Raw genomic sequence first — 19,568 nt, forward strand, 5'->3', positions numbered from 1 at the left:
CTTGCGCCACCAATTCTGACCGACTAAATAACACCTGGATAACCAATGAAATGATTGAAGCTTATACCATATTACATACTATGGGTTATGCTCATTCATTTGAAGTATGGCAAAATGATCATCTTGTTGGTGGCCTTTATGGAATTAGTTTGGGACATGCTTTTTTCGGTGAATCCATGTTCCATACAGTAACCGATGCCTCCAAAATCGCTTTATATTATTTATGCCAAACAATGACAGAATGGAACTTTGATTTTATAGACTGCCAAATGCCAACCAGTCATCTGCAACGATTAGGCGCTAAAATTATCAGCAGGAAAGAGTTTCTTCATCGTTTGGATTTAGCTCTGGAACACCCCAACAAACTCGAAGGGTGGTACTTCTCTCAGCCCTTCCTGGACTAAGAATTTTTCCCGCATTACACTCTGCAGGCTACGGAACTCTCCATGTTTTTCACATTTCGAGGCCTTACAGTGCAAACTCCTGATCCTGCAAAGAACATGGTTTAAGACAAACAGCTAATAACGGGTTGATATTGAGATGGTACAGAATACGTTACAATGATCCATGTCTGTAATAAGAGCACACACATAATTAATAAGGCGCCGAATGTAAACCAAAAATAACTGATCAGTCCTGAGGCTGGTAATTCTTCTTTAAATACATTGAGCAAAACGGAGCCGGCTAGAAATGCAAGCATTAATGCAGCAATCAAGACATTAACAGGATCAAAAATAACAGAACAAAGCCAGCCTAATAATAAGGCACATATCAATATAAAGCGGCCTAAGCGATTGAATTGTCTACGATACAACCGGCTGAATTTACGATCCGTTAGCACAAAGTGCAATGCCATAGCAAAAGTAAATAATACTGTGGCGGTGACACTTGTCAGTGCACGCAAAGACATCGTGTAGGTAATTAGAAAATTATACAAACAGAACATAATTAAATGTAATCCATAGACCATTCCATCATGGTGTCTGGCTTTGCGCTTCTGTTCCGCTAATAAATCCAAACCGTAATAAATAAGAAATCCAAGTAAAGCAACGATATAAATTAATAATTCAGTAAAAGGAGTAAGCCATTGATTTGTTAAAAGAAAACGACCAATTGGCTTATTGTATTCAACCAGATTAGGAAGCATATCTAAAAATACATAGGCGACGGCAACGCCTCCCGCAAAGGATACAAATGCACGCCCATTGCCAGGCAAGTGATTAGCAAACCAGGGGCTTAAATAATGAAACACTATCAGAAACAATGTAGCTGCCAGAGCAACCCATAAATGAGGTGCGGTTATCCATAACACAAAAAATACCTCCATTGACGTCAAACGATGGCTAAGTACACATTTATCTAAATGTGACCTATACTAAATTAAAATAGAAACAAGTACATTCAAAATAGTGTATGCTGATGAAAACTAATTTTGCGAGCTGAACTTATGAAACAACACTCTCCGGGATTCCTGGCATTAGTTACTGAATCAAAAAAAAGAATTAAAGAAATTGCTCCAGAAGATCTAAAATCCAAACTGGATATTAATGAACCCCTGGTTTTAATCGATGTCCGTGAAGATAATGAACTACCAACAGGAAGTATTCCTGGCTCTATACATTTGAGCAAAGGCATTATTGAGCGCGATATTGAACAAAAAATTCCAGATTTACATACCCCAATCATTGTTTATTGCAGTGGTGGTTTTCGTAGTGCTCTGGTCGCGGATGCCTTACAAAAAATCGGTTACACTAAAGTTCATTCTTTAGTTAATGGTTTTAAAGGATGGATGGACCATGGTTTTAATATTCAAAAATAAGGCCTGAGCTTTAAATCATTTCAAACAAATACCAGCCTCCTGCATCCTTGTTTTATAAAAAGTAAAGAATGCAGGAAAACAATTTATTATAATGAGGCATGAGTTAACATATTAACGCGATCTAATTTGAGTTCTCTGCTCTCAATGGATAACTACAAAGTTCCTCAGTAACCTGTCCAAAATTATCAACATAGCCAATGCCAATCGAAGCTGATTCAACCATTAAATTGGGAAAATCATAGTCTTGGATGAGTTGACTCATTTCCTTTTGGAAACGGCGCTCTTCCTCTTTATCCTCAAAATTTTTAGCCATCAAAGTAAAATGTGGAGAAAATTCAAAAAATACATTAGGACTACCATAACGTAAAAATGCTCTTTTCTTTACCGGTATTGTCTCCGCCCAATCAGGAATTTTGGCATTAAAATCCCGTAATTCAGAAAGTTGAATGGTGAGTACATCACTTAATTTTTGCAGCATTCTGGTAGCGTCCGAATGGGGGGAGTTCATATCCAGATCCAGCATTACATAATTTCCTAAGGTAAGATAAATCTGTGTGGTTTTTGCCTCTATCCGTTGTGATTGCTCCGCCATATGAGCAACACGGAGTTTGATTTTATCCAGTTGAGACTCATGATATGAAGCAAGATACAAAGTAATATGTAATGGGTGATGTTCAAGAAATGGCTTCAGATGATAGCGGGAAAAAATACCCTTGTTTTCAAGATAGTCATTGAATTGTTTGATGCTTTTATACAAAATCGGTTCATCAAAACGTAAATAGACATTAATGTCTTTAGCATAAAGAACGGATGGTAGTAAAATTACTATGAGTAATCTGGCGATAAAATTCATTGTTCCCTCAATATATTAGTTTTCCAGACAGACAAAATATACGATTGATTAACCTACAATCATATATTTCATTGCCATTTTTCTTAATTTAGTGCACTATTTCACCTTTATGAACTTGTAACATCACTGAGAGACCTATGGCAAAAGAAGATCATATAGAAATGGCTGGCACCGTTATTGATACATTACCCAACACAATGTTTCGTGTTGAATTAGAAAATGGACACGTTGTTACTGCCCACATTTCTGGTCGTATGCGTAAAAACTACATTAGAATACTTACAGGTGATAAGGTTAAGGTTGAATTAACTCCTTACGATTTATCTAAAGGCCGTATTATATTTCGTGATAAAAACTAATTCGTCGGTTACATATTATCGAATTAGAATCAAAATCTTTTGCAGTTAATTATTGCATTTGAACTACATTAATCAATATCACTTCGATTCAGGATGGGCCTGCACTCCAGCAAAGCCCAAACCTTTAAACACAGACGTTAACGCTCTATACACCACACGTCTGCTTTTGCTACATAGTGTGAAGTTCTGCGCTCAAAATTGCCCGTTCATCAAAATCTGGACATCTCCCTGAACGACACTTCCATTAATTTAAGAAAAGTACGCCATCCAGAGCATAGCGGAGGATCTCCTGAATGCAGGAGAGATCCTTCGCTATGCTCTGGATGACGGCCAAAATCCTTAACTTAATGGCGCCCTTTAGCGGATACTCTTTCTGTCTTATTTCCCAGCGATCATCATTTTTTCTATTAGGATAGAGCCACAGCGAGTAGGGATGTTGATATTAATGTCATTGCCTACCGCCAGTATCGCCTGGAACATCTCTTTTAAATTTCCTGCAATAGTAATTTCATCAACTGGAAACTGAATTTCCCCATTTTCAATCCAATATCCGCTTGCACCACGAGAATAATCACCGGTTATGCCATTGACGCCCTGCCCCATCAATTCAGTGACTAATAATCCTTTATTCATTTTCTTTAGTAATTCAGTCAATCCACCATCAGTAGGATCTACAGTCAAATTATGTACCCCATCACTGTTGGCCGTAGTACTCAACCCCATTTTTCGAGCAGAATAACTACCAAGAACGTATTGAACGACACGCCCTTTATCGACCAGAACATTCGCTCGAGTTGGAACACCTTCACCATCCATTGATGAGCTTCCCAAAGCACCTGGTAAATGGGGTTGTTCGTAGATACGAATGTATTCAGGGAATACCTGCTGGCCTATAGAATCAAGTAAAAAAGAGTTTTTTCGATATAAATTAGAGCCACTGATCGCATTAACAAAACTCGATATTAAACCGCTTGACACCCTTGAAGAAAAAATAACTGGGGCAACCTGTGTTTCAATTTGCCTGGAGTTTAATCGACTCAGGGCACGTTCTACTGCATTTCGTGCAATCAGATCAGTATCCATTAAATCATTGGCATTTCTTACTGTCGTATAATCATAGTCTCGTTGCATCTCCTCGCCTTCTTTCGCAATTACGGAGCAACTGATGCCATGACGTGTACAATGAACATAGCCTTCGCCGCCATGAGTGTTGGCATAAGCATGATGAGACTCATATGAAGAAACACTAACCCCATCAGAGTTCGTAATGCGTTTATCAAGAGATAAAGCATGACGCTCACAATTCAGGGCGATTTCAATTGCTTTTTGAGGCGTCACATCCCAGGGATGATATAAATCCAGATCAGGATGATTCTTGGTCATTAATTCTTTATCAGCAAGTCCGAAACATGGGTCCGCAGCGCTAACACGAGCAATATCGCAAGCCGCGCGAACTAATGCTTCAAGTGCCTCAGGCGTAGTATCAGTACTGCTTGCAGCCCCTTTTTTCTGGCCAAAATAGACGGTTAATCCAACCCCCTTGTCTTCACTAAAAGCAACAGTCTCAACTTCCCCCATACGGACATCAACCGAGAATCCTCGGTCATTATTGACCGCAACAGCAGCATCACTTGCTCCTTCTCTTTTGGCAATATCCAAGACCAGGTTCATCAATCGAGATAATTCTATAGTTGACTTATGTACTTCACTATTGCTATGTTGCGGTTTAATTTGCATATGAGATTCCGTGGTATTGAATGATGTACATAAGGATACAATAACATGTCTTCGCAAACCAATCTTTATCCTGCAAAGATAACGTGTTTATTTACATTTATTATCAGCCTGTTGCTTCCGTTGAATTCATATGCTGCGCATAAATGGCAAGAATTAACACCAGGTATAGAATATCAGGATCTTGAAGGTGGTCTATTAACACCATGGTCGCATGTCCATGTTTTTCGTGTTGATTTAACTAAAAATAAATTAGCACTGGTCAATGCTAAAACATTGTCGCTAAAAAATGCATCCGCCGATCAATTTGCCGAACACAGCAAGGCCTTGTTAAGTATTAACGGAGGTTTTTTTGATCATGAATTCAATCCTCTTGGACTGAGAATCAACAATAAGAAGCTTGAAAATCCTCTGAAACGAATCAGTTGGTGGGGTATTTTTTATGTGAAAAACAAAAAAGCCCGTATTAGCAGCCTTCGTAATTTCACTCATGACAGTAATATCGATTTTGCAATCCAAACTGGCCCAAGATTATTGGTTAAGGGAAGTATTCCCTCTCTTAAACCAGGAGTTGCCGACCGATCAGCACTAGGTATAACCCAAGATGGAAAAGTCATTATCCTTGTTACTACCAATGCCGCAATGACTACCTTTGAATTGGCGAAATTACTCAAGTCACCTCCTTTATCGTGTATTGATGCTATAAATCTTGATGGAGGGAGCTCCAGCCAATTATATGCACACATTGGATCATTCCAACTTAATGTTCATGGTTTTTCACATGTCAGTGATGCAATTATTGTAAAAAGATTATAATTTCATATAAATTACTAAAACTTCCTGATAATAAAGGTATATTCGCCTTATTACTCAGTTTATAAATATTAACTCACAAGTTATCCACAAATTATTCCCAGATTATTCCCTTGACCACCAGACAAAAACACATTATCTTGTTGTTTGTTCCTAAAGAAAACCCTACATATAGCGTTTTATGCTATAATTAACCTAACAGTAAATACGCTTTATCAACTGTTGACAATACATATTTCGTGGAGGAAAAATGTCCGAAATTCTTGAGCCGGTAAAAGACGCACCGCTAACAAGTCAACTGGAATTGACTGCTAATACCCCAGGTTTGCTTAAAACGATAAAACGTAATGGCAAAGTAGTGACCTATGATGACACTAAAATTAAAATTGCGATTACTAAAGCGTTTATTGCAGACGAAGGTGGAAGTGCGCCTACATCTGATAGAATTCATCAACAAATTGAAGAGCTAACTCGCCAGATTTCACAAGTATTCAACCGCCGCTTACCTAGTGGTGGCGCAATTCATATTGAAGACATTCAGGACCAGGTTGAACTGGCACTGATGCGTAGTGGCCATTATAAGGTTGCTCGCTCTTACGTTCTGTATCGTGAAGAACACCGCAAGGCACGCCAAAGCGAAAAAAAACCACAGCCAAGTGATAGCAAAGAATTACTCATTACTATGCCAGATGGTGAATTAAAGCCATTGGATATGGATAGAGTAAACACTATTGTTGCTGAATCAATCCGAAATCTGGAACATGTCACCGCAGAGCCTGTAATCAAAGACGCCCTGCGCAATCTGTACAATCAGGCCAAATTCGAAGACGTGCATAAGTCTTTAATTATGTCAGCTCGAGCTCTGGTCGAGAAAGAACCTAATTATACTTACGTAAGTGCTCGTTTGCTACTAGACAGCTTGCGTATGGAAGCATTGAGCAAATTAAAAATAAAATCTGACGCAACCTTTGATGAAATGGGGCGACTTTATCCAGAATACTTCAAAGCGTATATAGCACACGGTATTAACCAGGGTATGCTTGATACCAAAATGGCTGATTTTGATTTGGATAAACTCAGTAAGGCTTTATTGCCAGAACGTGATATGCAATTTACTTATTTAAGTCTGCAAACCTTATACGATCGTTATTTTATCCACGATCGTGGTGTTCGTTATGAATTACCTCAAGCATTCTTTATGCGTGTTGCTATGGGTCTTGCGATGCGTGAAAAAGACAAAGAAGCAAGAGCAATTGAGTTTTATCAATTGATTTCTTCTTTTGATTACATGTCTTCCACCCCTACCCTGTTTAACTCAGGAACTGTAAGACCACAATTATCAAGCTGCTACCTAACTACTGTACCCGATCATCTGGATGGTATTTATAGTGCAATTAAAGACAATGCCTTGCTTTCGAAATTTGCTGGTGGTTTAGGTAACGACTGGACTCCGGTTCGGGCTATGGGATCACACATTAAAGGTACTAATGGTAAATCACAGGGTGTTGTACCATTCCTGAACGTGGCTGACGCTACTGCTGTTGCTGTAAATCAGGGTGGTAAACGTAAGGGAGCTGTTTGTGCGTATCTTGAATGCTGGCATAGAGACGTTGAAGAGTTTCTGGAATTAAGAAAAAATACTGGTGATGATCGCCGCCGTACTCATGATATGAATACTGCGCTATGGATTCCAGATCTGTTCATGAAACGAGTTCGAGAAGAAGGTGACTGGACGCTGTTTTCTCCAGATGACGTACCTGAATTACATGATCAATACGGTAAAGCATTTGAAACCATGTATATGGATGCAGAAGAAAAAGCACGTCAAGGCATTATTACCAATGCGAAAACGCTTTCTGCTGTTAAATTATGGCGAAAAATGCTCTCCATGTTGTTTGAAACAGGACATCCATGGATGACATTTAAAGATCCTTGTAATCTTCGTTCACCGCAACAACATGCAGGGGTTATTCACAGCTCTAACTTATGTACCGAGATTACATTAAACACTTCTGAAGAAGAAATTGCAGTGTGTAATCTGGGTAGTGTTAATATTCCAGCTCACATTAAAAATGGCCAACTGGATAAAGTGAAGTTAAAGCAAACCATTACCACAGCTATTCGTATGCTGGATAACGTGATTGATATTAACTATTATTCAGTTCCTCAAGCACGTAACTCGAACTTGAAGCACCGACCTATTGGTATGGGTATCATGGGATTCCAGGATGCATTGTATGAATTAAAAATTGATTATACTTCCAAAGAAGCAGTTGAGTTTGCTGACGCTTCAATGGAATTAATTAGTTATTATGCTATTGAAGCATCATGTGATCTGGCAAAAGAACGAGGTAATTACTCCAGTTATGAAGGATCTTTATGGAGCAAAGGGATATTACCTATTGATTCTATTAATTTATTACAACAAGCACGTAGTAAATATCTGGAACAAGATCGTTCACAACGATTGGATTGGGAAACATTAAGAGTAAAAGTACGAACTCAAGGCATGCGTAACTCTAACGTAATGGCTATTGCACCTACAGCGACTATTTCCAATATCTGTGGCGTGTCACAATCCATTGAGCCTACGTACCAGAATCTGTATGTTAAATCTAATCTGTCAGGTGAATTTACAGTAGTGAATCCCTATTTGGTCGCAGATTTAAAAGCGCTGAATCTTTGGGATGAAGTAATGGTAAATGATCTGAAATACTTTAATGGTAGTGTTCAGCCTATTAGCCGCATACCAGAAGAGTTGAAAAAACGTTATGCTACTTCTTTTGAAATTGACCCGATATGGTTAGTTGAAGCAGCCTCTCGCCGTCAGAAATGGATAGATCAGGCGCAATCCCTTAACATCTATATGGCACAACCATCGGGAAAAAAACTGGATCAACTTTATACGCATGCCTGGATACGTGGACTAAAAACCACTTATTACCTGAGAAGTCTGGGAGCGAGTAATGCTGAAAAATCTACAGTTACCGATGGTGCGCTTAATGCAGTGAAACTGGTCGATGAAGCACCGAAAGTATGCTCCATCCTTGATCCTGACTGCGAAGCTTGCCAATAAATCCGGAGAAATTTAATGCAACAAAATAATAGACAAGAACAAATCGCAGCCCAAATACTGGGTGCGACCGGACTAGAAGATTTAGAAATGGGAGCGGCACGTATTCATGTTGATGATAAGCAAATCATCAATTGCCGCGCCGACCTAAATCAATTGGTTCCGTTTAAATACAGATGGGCATGGGATAAATACCTGACGGCTTGTGCAAATCACTGGATGCCAAATGAAATCAGTATGAGCGCAGATGTGGCTCTTTGGAAAGATCCTAACGGACTTACAGAAGATGAGAGACTCATTATCAAACGTAATCTGGGATTTTTCTCAACAGCAGATTCGTTAGTTGCGAATAACCTGGTGCTTGCTGTTTACAAGCACATTACCAATCCGGAATGCCGCCAGTACTTACTACGACAAGCGTTTGAAGAAGCACTGCATACGCACGCCTATCAATACGTTATTGAAAGTCTGGGACTTGATGAAGCTGAAGTATTTAACATGTATAGAGAAATACCTTCAGTTGCTACCAAAGCAGCCTGGGCACTACCCTTTACTCAAAGTCTTGGAGATGAAACATTCCATACTGGTACCCCGGAAAATGATCAGCGCTTATTACGTGATTTAATCGCATTTTATGTAATATTTGAAGGTATATTTTTCTATGTTGGCTTTACCCAAATATTATCTATGGGTCGCCGTAATAAGATGGTAGGAACATCAGAGCAATTCCAATACATATTGCGTGATGAATCAATGCATATGAATTTTGGTATTGATGTGATAAACCAAATCAAAATCGAAAATCCTCATTTGTGGACACCTGAATTTAAAGAAGAAATTATTCAACTGGTCAGAGACGGCGTAGAGATGGAATATCAATACGCTAAAGATACCATGCCTCATGGTATCCTGGGAATGAATGCCGAAATGTTTGAAGAATATCTCCACTTCATAGCGAATCGGCGTTTGAACCAGATAGGCCTGCCCGATCAATACCCTGGCGCAGAAAACCCATTCCCATGGATGAGTGAAATGATGGATTTGAAGAAAGAAAAGAATTTCTTTGAAACTCGTGTTATAGAATATCAAGCGGGTGGTACTCTGAGTTGGGAAGATGAATAAATAGATACAGCGAACGCCACCAGACTTTAGATACGATGCAAGGAAACGAAACAAGTATTTGCAACTGAGTATAAAGTTTAATGGAGAATAGTATCAGATCCGGCTTAATATTTATTAAGCCGGATTTTTTTAAGGAGTGTTTTTAGGCTTAATGCTCAATGGATCAGGCTCTCTCGTTTTTAGTAAAGACTCTTTATAACTTTGCGCCGGGTTTAATAATTTCGCAATAGTTTGTAAACCTTCTTTTATAGCGGGGTCGTCTTTATTTTCCAGTTCAGCTTCTTTTAATTGCTCTTGAATTTCTTCCAAGGTTCCTTGATAAAGTTTACCGTCACCACAAGAAAAAACATTAAATCCGGTTAGTTTGCCATCAGGACCAAGCTCACGAGCCAGAAACTTACGAGGCGGTTCTAAAGCTGCTTGTGAAGCAAAAAACGAAATGGCATCCTCTTGACTCGGAAACCTTAGCACATTATTTTCGACAGGGGTTTCAGGATATTGTTGATTATAATCTTTAATTATTTTCTTCCAGTCGTCAGGTTCTACTCCGGTAGGCTGAAAACTAACCTCCTCCACAGGTTTAGGGGATGCATCATCTTCTAATAATGCTGTTGCCATACGTCGTTCTTCCTCAAGGCGTGCAGTTTCCATTTCTCGCCCGAGAGCTTCCTGTTTTTGGCGTTCTTCTATTAGTTTTTGCCTGATTTTATCTTCTTTACTCGACATATCATCACCCATATTCACTTAATTGAAAGACTTAAATGTTTTGTTTTCCACTTCTGCCTAGCCTAAACGATATCATACGTCTCTATTATAGCAGGTTCTTTTGAGAAAATTTTACACTTTCCTAACAGAAACCGATTCTAAGTAGTAAGCAAAACTCACAAAGAATCACATGAAATACCTCGCCACTTCTCATTGTTGAAGCAACAAAACTCTAATCATTAATATAATAATAACAATAAGAGTATGACTTTCTATATTGATCCGGTATACTCCTGAACGCATATAATTAGTCCTAAAAAATTAAAAATAACACATGCATATAATGATTTTACTATGGCTCTGTTGACATCATGCAAAAGCCTACGTTCAGCAACTTATACGTGACCGTGGACAAACCACGACACGTCGGGGGTTTTGACCGAACAGTTCAGCAGCCCTTAACCTGCTCTTATGTTTGAGGTGAATAATGTATAATAAAGAAGATAGAAAACAACTAATCCAGGATGAGGAAAACAATTATAATTTTAGGTTGAAGTTTATGATTGCAGCAGGAGGTGCAATTATTTCTCTCGCTATTCTGAATATTGTTCTTCTAGCTAAAGCATCAACGACAAGTGTGGCAGTTGGAGCAAGTGCAATGGCGGCATCACCTATAATTCCTCTCATAGGAATGGCTACCCTGATTATTGCATCCTTGTGTGTTTTACCCCTACTATTTTCTGGCAACAGTACTGTCTATGTAGGAAATCCTCGCCCAAGAGCTGGCTTTTGGGGCGTTAGTGGCTGGGGATCGACTCTATTCGCAGTAGCAACTGAAGGTTGTGATAGTCACCGTCATCATGGTAACAATCAACACAGCCACGGCAACAATCATAGACATAGTGGCGGAAGCATTTTCAGTGGTGGCAATCAGCACAACCATGGCAATAATCATGGGCACGGTGGCGGAAGCATTTTCAGTGCTAGCAATCAGCACAACCATGGCAATAATCATGGGCACGGTGGCGGAAACGTTTTCGGTGGTGGGAACCGGCACGGTCACAGGTAAGAAGATGTTACTCTAATAAAAGATAAAGGCTATTTATTGCATATAAATGGCCTTTTTCAGGTTGATGTTATATAAATAAAGTATTTTCCAATAAAATGTGCCACATCCTGTATTAAATTAAGCCATAATGCAGAAGTTCGTTCATTATCTCCTGTATTACGATTGTGTCTAATACAGGCTACTTTTGTTAAGTGTAATTTAAAACAGAATGCGTCAACTCATCTTGTTCCTCAATCTCATAAGACAGAGCAAGTTCGTGTTTCTTTTGCATTGCAAGCACGGCGTCGAATATCTGCTCCACCTCACCCTTCTCAGCCCAAAAACTCTGAAATGCTAAAGGATATTCTTTTAATAATTCCGATTTTGAAATTAAGGAGTGCTCAGCAAATTGCTTTTCAATATGTTGTAAACAGTCTATTTTTTGATAATTTACATCATTTTTTACAGTTGAATGAGCATTAAGTAAATCAATTTTTCGAGAAAGAACTTCTTTTATATAAAGGGCACTTGTATTGAGATCCATAGTTTTTATAGCAGCGCTGTAATCAAATGGTGCGAAGAGACGAGAATGAGAATAGCCAAGAGGACTATTCAAACTGGCAACATTATATGGAACGATGGACAGATGAATTTGTTCCTCATTTAATAGCAAGTCAGGTTTAGCTAACTGTAAAAACTCTTTAATTGCTAATTTCCAATTATGAGGTGCCATACGCCATAATAGATTAAGCCCTGTTAAGGCAGCTGCCGAAATAGCGCAGGCAGAACCAACCACAGGAGCAATCGGAGTTAACAACACAAAAGTAACCGCACCCGCAATAGACGTGAGCAGGCTTATAATAAACGCGTTATTCAATGCGGCCTGGATGTAATGCATGCGTTGTGAGGAAACAGCTAATGCTTCATAAGCCCGATAAATATTCAGGCTTAACATAACGCTCTGATGTATCCCGGCAAGCACCACGCTACTTAAGAAAAACCAGGGACCTGCAGCAAAGGAAAGTCCAAGAGAGGTAGCGATGACTGCGCCATATAAAGAGACGCTTGCTAAAGCAGCACAGACTAATGAAATTACAAACTCAAACCATTTATCAAAATTTTGGTTTTTAGCAGTTGCCAGGTCGTACCCGTTAATCAAAGCTAATACAGTAAGTAAAAGGCCTATAAAAGGTAACATTACAAAGTAAAATGGCGACCCACTAAATGCTGCGAACAAACGTGAATCAGCCATTACTCCAAATAACCCGACATCCTGAGTTTCTTTTATGTACAATACCGCTTTTTGTAGCATCCCTGATGCCATAACATCACCCGATTTTTCTATAGTCTTAGTTGCGGGAATAAAATGACATCTCGAATAGACTGTGAATTAGTAAATAACATTACCAATCTGTCTATACCGATTCCCTCTCCCGCCGTTGGGGGTAAGCCGTATTCCAATGCTTCAATATAATCACTATCAAAATGCATGGCTTCAAGATCACCTGCATCTTTTTCTTCAACCTGCTTTTTAAATCGTTCCGCCTGATCCTCTGCATCATTCAGCTCAGAAAAGCCATTGGCAATTTCTCGACCAGCAATGAAAAATTCAAAGCGATCGGTAACTTCAGGATCTGAATTGCTTCGTCTGGCCAACGGAGAAATTTCTGTAGGATAGTCAGTAATAAATGTAGGTTGAAATAATTGATGCTCAATTGTTTCTTCAAACACAATCATTTGCAGCTTACCTAAACCATCAGTTGTTTTAAAAGGTAATTTTAAATTATTCAAAATAGCTCTGCATCCATCAATGCGTTCCAACTGTTCGAGCTTAATGTCCGGATGATGTTTTAGAATTGCTTCTTTCACAGACATACGTGCAAACGGCTGGTTAAAATCAATAGTATGTCCTTGATACTCAACCTGGCGGCTTCCTAAAACTACATCACATAAATGTTGTAATAATTGTTCTGTGAAGTTCATCAAATCTTTATAATCTGCATAAGCCTGATAAAACTCTATCATGGTGAATTCTGGATTATGACGCGTTGAAATTCCTTCATTTCTGAAGTTTCGATTGATTTCATATACGCGCTCAAAGCCTCCAACAACCAATCGCTTTAAATAAAGCTCGGGAGCGATTCGCAGATACATGGTCATGTCCAGAGTATTATGATGGGTAACGAATGGACGTGCGACGGCACCACCTGGAATGGGATGCATCATTGGCGTTTCAACTTCCAGGTAATGATTTTGATCCATGAACTGTCTAAATGCCTGAATTAAACGCGAACGAATCAAAAAAGTGTTCCGACTTTCTTCGTTAGCAATTAAATCCACATAACGTTTACGATACTTGATTTCCTGATCCGCCAATCCATGAAATTTATCAGGAAGTGGCCTTAAGGATTTTGTTAACAATTCCACATGTTCGGCATTTACAGTAAGTTCACCAGTGTTGGTTAAGAATAACTCTCCTTTTACCCCAACGATGTCGCCTAAATCCCAGTGTTTGAATTGTTCGTAAATTTCAGGCAGATCATTTGCTCTGATGTATATTTGAATACGGCCAGAAACATCCTGAATATGGAAAAAGCTGGCTTTGCCCATAATTCGTCGCAAAACAATTCGTCCTGCAACTACAACTTTAACCTGTTTTTGAGCCAAAGTTTCTTTATCATATTCACTGAATTCTTTATTCAATTCATCAGCCAGATGTTCTCTGCGAAATTGATTTGGGAAATTAAACCCCGAAGTTCTCAAATCGGCTAATTTTTGCTTACGGATATGATAAACTTCACTCTCATCTATAAATTCTTCGGTCATTCTGCCCCTACTCCTGCTTTTAAACTTGCTTCAATAAATTGGTCTAGTGAGCCATCCAATACAGCTTGTGTATTGCTTGTTTCAACACCAGTACGTAAATCTTTAATTCTGGATTGGTCTAATACATAAGAACGTATTTGAGATCCCCATCCAATATCTGATTTAGAGGCTTCCAAAGCCTGTTGATCTGCGTTTTTCTTTTGCATTTCCAATTCGTACAATTTCGCACGCAACTGCTTAAACGCCTGATCTTTGTTTTTATGCTGACTTCGATCATTCTGGCATTGCACTACAATTCCAGATGGCATATGGGTAATCCGCACCGCAGAATCCGTTCGGTTTACGTGCTGCCCGCCTGCCCCGGATGCACGATAGGTATCAATACGCAAATCAGCAGGATTAATTTCGATTTCAATATCATCATCAATCTCTGGTGAAATGAAGACAGCAGCAAAAGATGTGTGTCGTCGGTTACCCGAATCAAACGGAGATTTACGCACTAACCGATGAACCCCTGTTTCAGTTCGTAACCAGCCGAAAGCATATTCGCCTTTAAAATAGATAGTAGCACTCTTGATACCAGCCACATCTCCTGGAGAACATTCTATCAATTCAGTAACAAATCCATGCTGTTCACCCCAGCGTAAATACATCCGTAAAATCATCTCAGCCCAATCTTGAGCTTCTGTTCCACCGGAACCAGATTGAATATCAAGATAGGCATTGGAATCATCCATTTTGCCAGAAAACATTCGTCTAAACTCAAGTCCAGCTACCTGTTGCTCTACAGCGTTGAGTTCTTCACCTATTTCGTTAATAGTTTGCTCATCGTTTTCTTCTCGAGCCAATTCGAATAGTTCAGCCAAATCGATTACCGACTGCCCCAACTGAGTTAATGAAAAGACTATTGCCTCTAATTGAGTTTTTTCCCGGCCTAATGCCTGAGCCTGCTCCGGATTATCCCAAATGGTGGGTGACTCCAATTCCCGGGTTACTTCTTCGAGGCGTTCATTTTTCGTTTCAAAGTCAAAGATACCCCCTAAGCGATTCAATTCGCTTCTCGAGATCTGTTAAGCTATGGCTTATTTGATTCACTTCTAACATAAGTGTCTCTAAAAAATAAAAAGAGGATTTTACCGTGAAAGTCGTTTTCTAGCTATAGTAACGAAGTAACATCTCAATAAGTTGAGGAATTTTTCTGACGAAAACAACACTACTAAGTACCAAGTCTCCTGTGTAATATCACTAATATGTTTCAAAATGAATAGTTCAATGGAACACATACTATGATGATGCCAACCACATCATCATAGTATTTATAAAATTACAAACAGAATTTTGTTTTTGAATCAAAGCAGGTGTGGATGTAATTACTACTTAGCATCGGAGTAAATAATTGAGGTTCTTTATCCATGATAAAAATATGATTAGACTCTAATACAACATAATTCGAAGTGCTAAAAACCTCTTGATAGACCTTGCTTGCCTCAGGGAAAAACCATTTATCAAAAAAAGAAGTAACGATTGCAGGCTCTTCATTGTAAAATCTTTTTTCAATATCGCTTATCAATTTTTTTTGCATCTGATAATTGCTGGCAAACATAATATTGGCAGTATCAGATCGGTACACCAAAAAATTAGGATCATCTATTCCTTTTTTATATCCAGAAGAAACCTTCAACGACGTAACAAGATCCTTTGCACTTTCAATTATTAATGGATACCCATAAATCTCTGTACCATTCATACGTTCAAGCCAATCAGTTAAATCAGATACCGCCTTATCACTTACAGGATCGAAATAGCTGGAAATAATAAAGCGATCAGCCATATCCGTTTGAGGATCGTACTCACAATAGATATGACTGTTTAAATAATACATGTCGGATTGAATAAGATAATCAAGGAACAGTTGTTCGGCCTCATGAAATACATCATCACAAGAATTATTTTTAGATTTTATAATACCCGTAAGTCGTATGATTTGGGTTGGATAGTTAATAGTTCGTTCAGCATGAGTAGAAAAAAACTCCTCGGTATTGGTGTAATGCTTAATCAGTACATTTTTTTTCTGAGTGACCGTTATTTTTCCTTTGTTCAAATCATTGACATCTCCTGCAAAAGCAGGGAAAACGGCACAAAAAAGCAATAAGTAGTGAGCTAACTTCATGATTAATTCCATTTAATTTAAACTCAAAAAACTATATCAAATTAAAACAATAAGATCGAATTATTTATAATGTAGAAGAGCATTAACCGTTGAATTTTAGAAAACGCCCATGTAAACGAAAAAGTGCGTAGGTAAAGGACAGGAAAAAAGAAGTTTTATGAAACCAGACATTAACTTATATCAAGCTGTGATCAACAAAGTTGAATGACTGCGGTTTAGCTAGAGTGTTTCTATCAGAGAATCATGATGTGCTCCAAATTCATTATAAAGTAGGGTATTTAGGCTAATACAGTCCAGTCGACGAGTTGGATGTTCAGCAGGTAAATGACTTATCCATTCTTGCTCCATGGTAGATGTATAAAATGTATCTTTCCATTTTTCATTTCTACACTCTTCATTCTGTAGGTCACGAGACGAGCATCCTGTCGATAATTTTATACAAGCATCTTCTAGAAATTGTAGTGAGATAGCGCTTGTATCATTAACAAGCTCCCAGTCATCTTTATTTTCCACTGAAAATCGTGTTGTGCGGTAAATTTGTCCATGATCCATTTTTGCATCTATTTCATGTAACGTTACCCCATGATGAGCTCTTAGATGAGGGAAAATCCTTAAGAAAGTAAACATTCCTAGCCCAGGATGCTCTGGTGGAGCTGGATGAATATTAATTGCTCCTTTTTTAGCTTTCTCTAATTCCTCTTTTTTAATATATAATTCCGACCAAAATGAAATAAGATAGTCATACTCTAATGTTTTTAATTTGTGTCTAATCCTACTTTTCCCTTCATCGCCTTGCACGCATTCATCATAAGGGATAACAATAATATTTTCGAAATATTGACGCACAATATCTAACCCTAATTTACCAAATTTGAACTTTGCTTTCGCCACATATACGACTATGTCTTTATTATTTTTCATAAAAAGTCCTTATTGGCCTGGTGTAATGAAATGGGCTCCTCTCTTAATCGAGGCAATTTGTTAATTAGCGAAAAACTAAAAACTCTATTTGATAAAGAAAAAATAACAGGAATTTGGTCGGTACGCCCTGAAGGTTATAGGCTACTAAGGCAGGGCCATAAATGCGGCCACTGTTGTGGCCGCATTGGTTCTTCCCTGTATTTTTTATTTAAGGATATTAGGTACGCCGCCGCTTTCGGCGAGCTTAATCATTACCTGCTTGTGGAGCCAAACATTCATCTCAGCCGAACCATCGAGCGCTCCAGTGTAGCCAAGTTCCTGGGCAAGCTGCTTGCGGGCGCTAAGGCTTGAATCGAGGTTCAGTAGCTTCATCAAATCAACAATGGATTGTTTCCAATTGTAATCCTTACGACCAGTAGTATCGGCGACCTTTTGAATCATCGCTTCGACTTCGACTCCTGTCATCGGCTTTTTTGGCGGTAGAGCTACCGCCGTGTTGCCGCCGGTGTCCACTGATGTAGCTGCTTTTGCAGTCCCAAAAATTGCGGAAACGATGCTACCAAAAATGCTCATGACTTCCTCCTTGTTAGATCATTGAAACGAAACATATGGTGCGAAACTAAATTCCGAGCGCATCGCTGGACGCGCGTTCTTGGTTAAGTCTAGTATCCTCTTTCTGATCTTACAACCTTTTGCAGACAAAAATTTACTCACCCCGGAGGTCTATCAGGCCCTTTAAAAAAGAAAGACATTAAGTGATTCATGGGCAATATGAGAATTTTTTTCTAAAGTTCGAGAATCACCAGTAAAGAGATATAAATTTTTAACTCTAAAAGTAGATTTAAAACAGCTCCAATGGAAACAATTAAATCAAATGGTGCCTTAAAACCATGTACGTATTAATTAGTGGAATTCAGATATCGAATCAATGTTACTGAATAATCCAGAAAAAGAAATAATTTAACTTGTCTTGATTGCAGCACGATAGGCTTGTAAATTCATAATCAATTCTGCTTCTGCATTAGATAAATGACAGCTATTAACTATTTCTTCTCTATTGCCCCCCATTTCCAATATTCGGATCGCGTGCTGATATCCACCATCATTATCTCGAATATTTTCCAGATTTTGTAATTGGTTATCCATACTGATTAATTGATTATTAATTTCTTTTAATTGTTTCGAAAAGACCAGATCAGCGTTAATCAAGACAGGGTGATCGCGGGTAATTTGAATAATAGATTGCTCTAAAGAATCAATTTTGTTCTGAAAAGATACAATTTGTTTACGTTGATTTAATATAAAATTGACAATAAACAAAAAGATAATGACATTAATGCTCAACAAAATATTAATCATTGTTTAATTCCTTCTTTTCAGGATCCTGCTGCTTTAATGTATTGTCAGAATTCTGAGTATTTAATTTTGTCTTGGCAGTCCCTTGGGACTTTAACTCCGTCGTCGCGGGATCCTGTTGTTTTAATGGAACAGTAACTGCATCCGTTTTAATACTTATATTATGAGTTTGACCTATTTCGGGATTGATAAGCCGCTCAATTTTTCGGTTTGTGGCAATAATGATATTTACTCTGCGGTTTTGGCTTCTTCCTGCATCAGTCAAGTTATCACTAACAGGATACTGATCGCCATACCCGGTCACTAATATTCTTCCAGTATCAATTCCATATCCATTTAAAATTCGCCCTACCGAAGCAGCTCTGGTTGCAGAAAGTTCCCAGTTGGAAGGATATTGTGGTGTTTGAATAGGAAGATTATCAGTATAACCTTCAATAACAACTGGATAAGGATAGTTTTTAAGCTTGGCAGCCAATCGCATTAATTTAATCAATGCTTCTGCTTTTAAATCAACCTCTCCCGAATCAAATAAAGAACCTGCTTTAATTTGCAGCTCTATCCATCCATCTTGTCTGTTAATTTTATAATTACCGTCTTCCAAGTCGGATAATGATTTGTTGAGTTCTTCCAAACCATCATTATAAGATCCTGGAGTTTTCTTTTCTTCCGGCCCATTCTTGATCACATCAGATGACTGAGTTGCCTTATTTTTATCTTTCTTATCAAATGCAGATTTCATTCCATCTGAAAGCGATTTGTATTTGGATAT

General features: G+C 38.5%; 19 protein-coding genes. 7 read left to right on the forward strand and 12 right to left on the reverse strand.

What is annotated here, in order from left to right:
- The coding region (gene aat, locus Q0495_RS12785) for a leucyl/phenylalanyl-tRNA--protein transferase (RefSeq protein ID WP_298626963.1) at positions 1-404 on the forward strand (404 nt) is incomplete at its 5' end.
- A 101-nt stretch (positions 405-505) separates the two neighbouring features.
- Here the strand turns inward: aat and Q0495_RS12790 are convergent.
- Positions 506-1,312: a hypothetical protein gene (locus Q0495_RS12790; protein WP_298626965.1), complete on the reverse strand. Its 807-nt coding sequence runs from the start codon at positions 1,310-1,312 to the stop codon at positions 506-508.
- A 135-nt stretch (positions 1,313-1,447) separates the two neighbouring features.
- On the opposite strand from Q0495_RS12790, the gene Q0495_RS12795 reads away from it, so the two are divergent.
- Positions 1,448-1,819 (forward strand): rhodanese-like domain-containing protein, encoded by a 372-nt coding sequence (locus tag Q0495_RS12795; protein ID WP_298626967.1) that lies wholly within the window; start codon positions 1,448-1,450, stop codon positions 1,817-1,819.
- 121 nt (positions 1,820-1,940) lie between these two features.
- Here the strand turns inward: Q0495_RS12795 and Q0495_RS12800 are convergent, their stop codons facing one another.
- On the reverse strand, positions 1,941-2,672 hold the full coding sequence (locus tag Q0495_RS12800) for a 2'-5' RNA ligase family protein (RefSeq protein ID WP_298626968.1): 732 nt from the start codon (positions 2,670-2,672) through the stop codon (positions 1,941-1,943).
- A gap of 137 nt (positions 2,673-2,809) precedes the next feature.
- Between Q0495_RS12800 and infA the strand changes: the two genes are divergently transcribed.
- A complete protein-coding gene (infA, locus tag Q0495_RS12805) occupies positions 2,810-3,031 on the forward strand; it encodes a translation initiation factor IF-1 (RefSeq protein WP_006872751.1) in 222 nt (73 codons plus the stop codon).
- 378 nt (positions 3,032-3,409) lie between these two features.
- Here the strand turns inward: infA and pmbA are convergent, their stop codons facing one another.
- Entirely contained in the window at positions 3,410-4,768 is a 1,359-nt protein-coding gene (gene pmbA / locus Q0495_RS12810) for a metalloprotease PmbA (protein ID WP_298626977.1), read from the reverse strand.
- Positions 4,769-4,813: 45 nt separating this feature from the next.
- Between pmbA and Q0495_RS12815 the strand changes: the two genes are divergently transcribed.
- The 3 genes from Q0495_RS12815 (at position 4,814) to Q0495_RS12825 (ending at position 9,773) form a co-directional block, all read left to right on the forward strand.
- Positions 4,814-5,581 (forward strand): phosphodiester glycosidase family protein, encoded by a 768-nt coding sequence (locus Q0495_RS12815; RefSeq protein ID WP_298626978.1) that lies wholly within the window; start codon positions 4,814-4,816, stop codon positions 5,579-5,581.
- Positions 5,582-5,828: 247 nt separating this feature from the next.
- A complete protein-coding gene (locus Q0495_RS12820) occupies positions 5,829-8,654 on the forward strand; it encodes a ribonucleoside-diphosphate reductase subunit alpha (RefSeq protein WP_298626980.1) in 2,826 nt (941 codons plus the stop codon).
- 15 nt (positions 8,655-8,669) lie between these two features.
- The gene (locus Q0495_RS12825; protein ID WP_298626982.1) at positions 8,670-9,773 is read left to right on the forward strand and encodes a ribonucleotide-diphosphate reductase subunit beta; all 1,104 of its coding nucleotides are present in this window, start codon (positions 8,670-8,672) and stop codon (positions 9,771-9,773) included.
- A 129-nt stretch (positions 9,774-9,902) separates the two neighbouring features.
- Here the strand turns inward: Q0495_RS12825 and Q0495_RS12830 are convergent, their stop codons facing one another.
- On the reverse strand, positions 9,903-10,499 hold the full coding sequence (locus tag Q0495_RS12830) for a hypothetical protein (RefSeq protein ID WP_298626984.1): 597 nt from the start codon (positions 10,497-10,499) through the stop codon (positions 9,903-9,905).
- A 466-nt stretch (positions 10,500-10,965) separates the two neighbouring features.
- On the opposite strand from Q0495_RS12830, the gene Q0495_RS12835 reads away from it, so the two are divergent.
- Positions 10,966-11,547 (forward strand): hypothetical protein, encoded by a 582-nt coding sequence (locus Q0495_RS12835; protein ID WP_298626986.1) that lies wholly within the window; start codon positions 10,966-10,968, stop codon positions 11,545-11,547.
- Positions 11,548-11,734: 187 nt separating this feature from the next.
- Here Q0495_RS12835 and Q0495_RS12840 read toward each other — a convergent pair whose 3' ends face one another.
- The 8 genes from Q0495_RS12840 to Q0495_RS12875 all read right to left on the reverse strand — a co-directional run.
- Positions 11,735-12,850, reverse strand: coding sequence for a hypothetical protein (locus Q0495_RS12840; RefSeq protein WP_298626988.1), 1,116 nt, complete (start codon positions 12,848-12,850; stop codon positions 11,735-11,737).
- A 17-nt stretch (positions 12,851-12,867) separates the two neighbouring features.
- Positions 12,868-14,352 carry a lysine--tRNA ligase gene (lysS, locus tag Q0495_RS12845; RefSeq protein ID WP_298626990.1) on the reverse strand — a complete coding sequence of 495 codons (1,485 nt, stop codon included), beginning with the start codon at positions 14,350-14,352 and terminating at the stop codon, positions 12,868-12,870.
- A protein-coding gene (gene prfB, locus Q0495_RS12850; RefSeq protein WP_298626992.1) for a peptide chain release factor 2 occupies positions 14,349-15,456 on the reverse strand; the annotation gives its coding sequence in 2 pieces (ribosomal slippage) (positions 14,349-15,380 and positions 15,382-15,456; 1,107 coding nt in all). The genes lysS and prfB overlap by 4 nt, the downstream gene beginning before the upstream one ends.
- Before the next feature lie 220 nt (positions 15,457-15,676).
- Complete coding sequence (locus Q0495_RS12855; protein ID WP_298626994.1) at positions 15,677-16,522, reverse strand: Lpg0189 family type II secretion system effector; 846 nt, start codon at positions 16,520-16,522, stop codon at positions 15,677-15,679.
- Between the two features lie 219 nt (positions 16,523-16,741).
- Complete coding sequence (locus Q0495_RS12860; protein ID WP_298626996.1) at positions 16,742-17,443, reverse strand: formyltransferase family protein; 702 nt, start codon at positions 17,441-17,443, stop codon at positions 16,742-16,744.
- A 204-nt stretch (positions 17,444-17,647) separates the two neighbouring features.
- The gene (locus Q0495_RS12865) at positions 17,648-18,016 is read right to left on the reverse strand and encodes a DUF3597 domain-containing protein (protein WP_298626997.1); all 369 of its coding nucleotides are present in this window, start codon (positions 18,014-18,016) and stop codon (positions 17,648-17,650) included.
- A gap of 387 nt (positions 18,017-18,403) precedes the next feature.
- Positions 18,404-18,802, reverse strand: a complete 399-nt coding sequence (locus Q0495_RS12870) for a DUF2802 domain-containing protein (protein WP_298626999.1) — start codon at positions 18,800-18,802, stop codon at positions 18,404-18,406.
- Positions 18,795-19,568, reverse strand: a 774-nt coding sequence (locus Q0495_RS12875) for an OmpA family protein (RefSeq protein WP_298627001.1), incomplete at its 5' end; no start/stop codon positions are given. The genes Q0495_RS12870 and Q0495_RS12875, both read right to left, overlap by 8 nt.

It is taken from the genome of uncultured Legionella sp., assembly GCF_937871865.1.
Taxonomy (GTDB): domain Bacteria; phylum Pseudomonadota; class Gammaproteobacteria; order Legionellales; family Legionellaceae; genus Legionella.

Excerpts from the sequence above, each read along its gene's own strand:
- Q0495_RS12820 (WP_298626980.1), top strand. The coding sequence starts at position 5,829 with ATGTCCGAAATTCTTGAGCCGGTAAAAGACGCACCGCTAACAAGTCAA.
- infA (WP_006872751.1), top strand. The coding sequence starts at position 2,810 with ATGGCAAAAGAAGATCATATAGAAATGGCTGGCACCGTTATTGATACA.
- Q0495_RS12825 (WP_298626982.1), top strand. The coding sequence starts at position 8,670 with ATGCAACAAAATAATAGACAAGAACAAATCGCAGCCCAAATACTGGGT.
- Q0495_RS12830 (WP_298626984.1), bottom strand. The coding sequence starts at position 10,499 with ATGTCGAGTAAAGAAGATAAAATCAGGCAAAAACTAATAGAAGAACGC.
- Q0495_RS12800 (WP_298626968.1), bottom strand. The coding sequence starts at position 2,672 with ATGAATTTTATCGCCAGATTACTCATAGTAATTTTACTACCATCCGTT.
- Q0495_RS12840 (WP_298626988.1), bottom strand. The coding sequence starts at position 12,850 with ATGGCATCAGGGATGCTACAAAAAGCGGTATTGTACATAAAAGAAACT.
- pmbA (WP_298626977.1), bottom strand. The coding sequence starts at position 4,768 with ATGCAAATTAAACCGCAACATAGCAATAGTGAAGTACATAAGTCAACT.
- Q0495_RS12855 (WP_298626994.1), bottom strand. The coding sequence starts at position 16,522 with ATGAAGTTAGCTCACTACTTATTGCTTTTTTGTGCCGTTTTCCCTGCT.
- Q0495_RS12860 (WP_298626996.1), bottom strand. The coding sequence starts at position 17,443 with ATGAAAAATAATAAAGACATAGTCGTATATGTGGCGAAAGCAAAGTTC.
- Q0495_RS12795 (WP_298626967.1), top strand. The coding sequence starts at position 1,448 with ATGAAACAACACTCTCCGGGATTCCTGGCATTAGTTACTGAATCAAAA.
- Q0495_RS12835 (WP_298626986.1), top strand. The coding sequence starts at position 10,966 with ATGTATAATAAAGAAGATAGAAAACAACTAATCCAGGATGAGGAAAAC.
- lysS (WP_298626990.1), bottom strand. The coding sequence starts at position 14,352 with ATGACCGAAGAATTTATAGATGAGAGTGAAGTTTATCATATCCGTAAG.
- Q0495_RS12815 (WP_298626978.1), top strand. The coding sequence starts at position 4,814 with ATGTCTTCGCAAACCAATCTTTATCCTGCAAAGATAACGTGTTTATTT.
- Q0495_RS12865 (WP_298626997.1), bottom strand. The coding sequence starts at position 18,016 with ATGAGCATTTTTGGTAGCATCGTTTCCGCAATTTTTGGGACTGCAAAA.
- Q0495_RS12870 (WP_298626999.1), bottom strand. The coding sequence starts at position 18,802 with ATGATTAATATTTTGTTGAGCATTAATGTCATTATCTTTTTGTTTATT.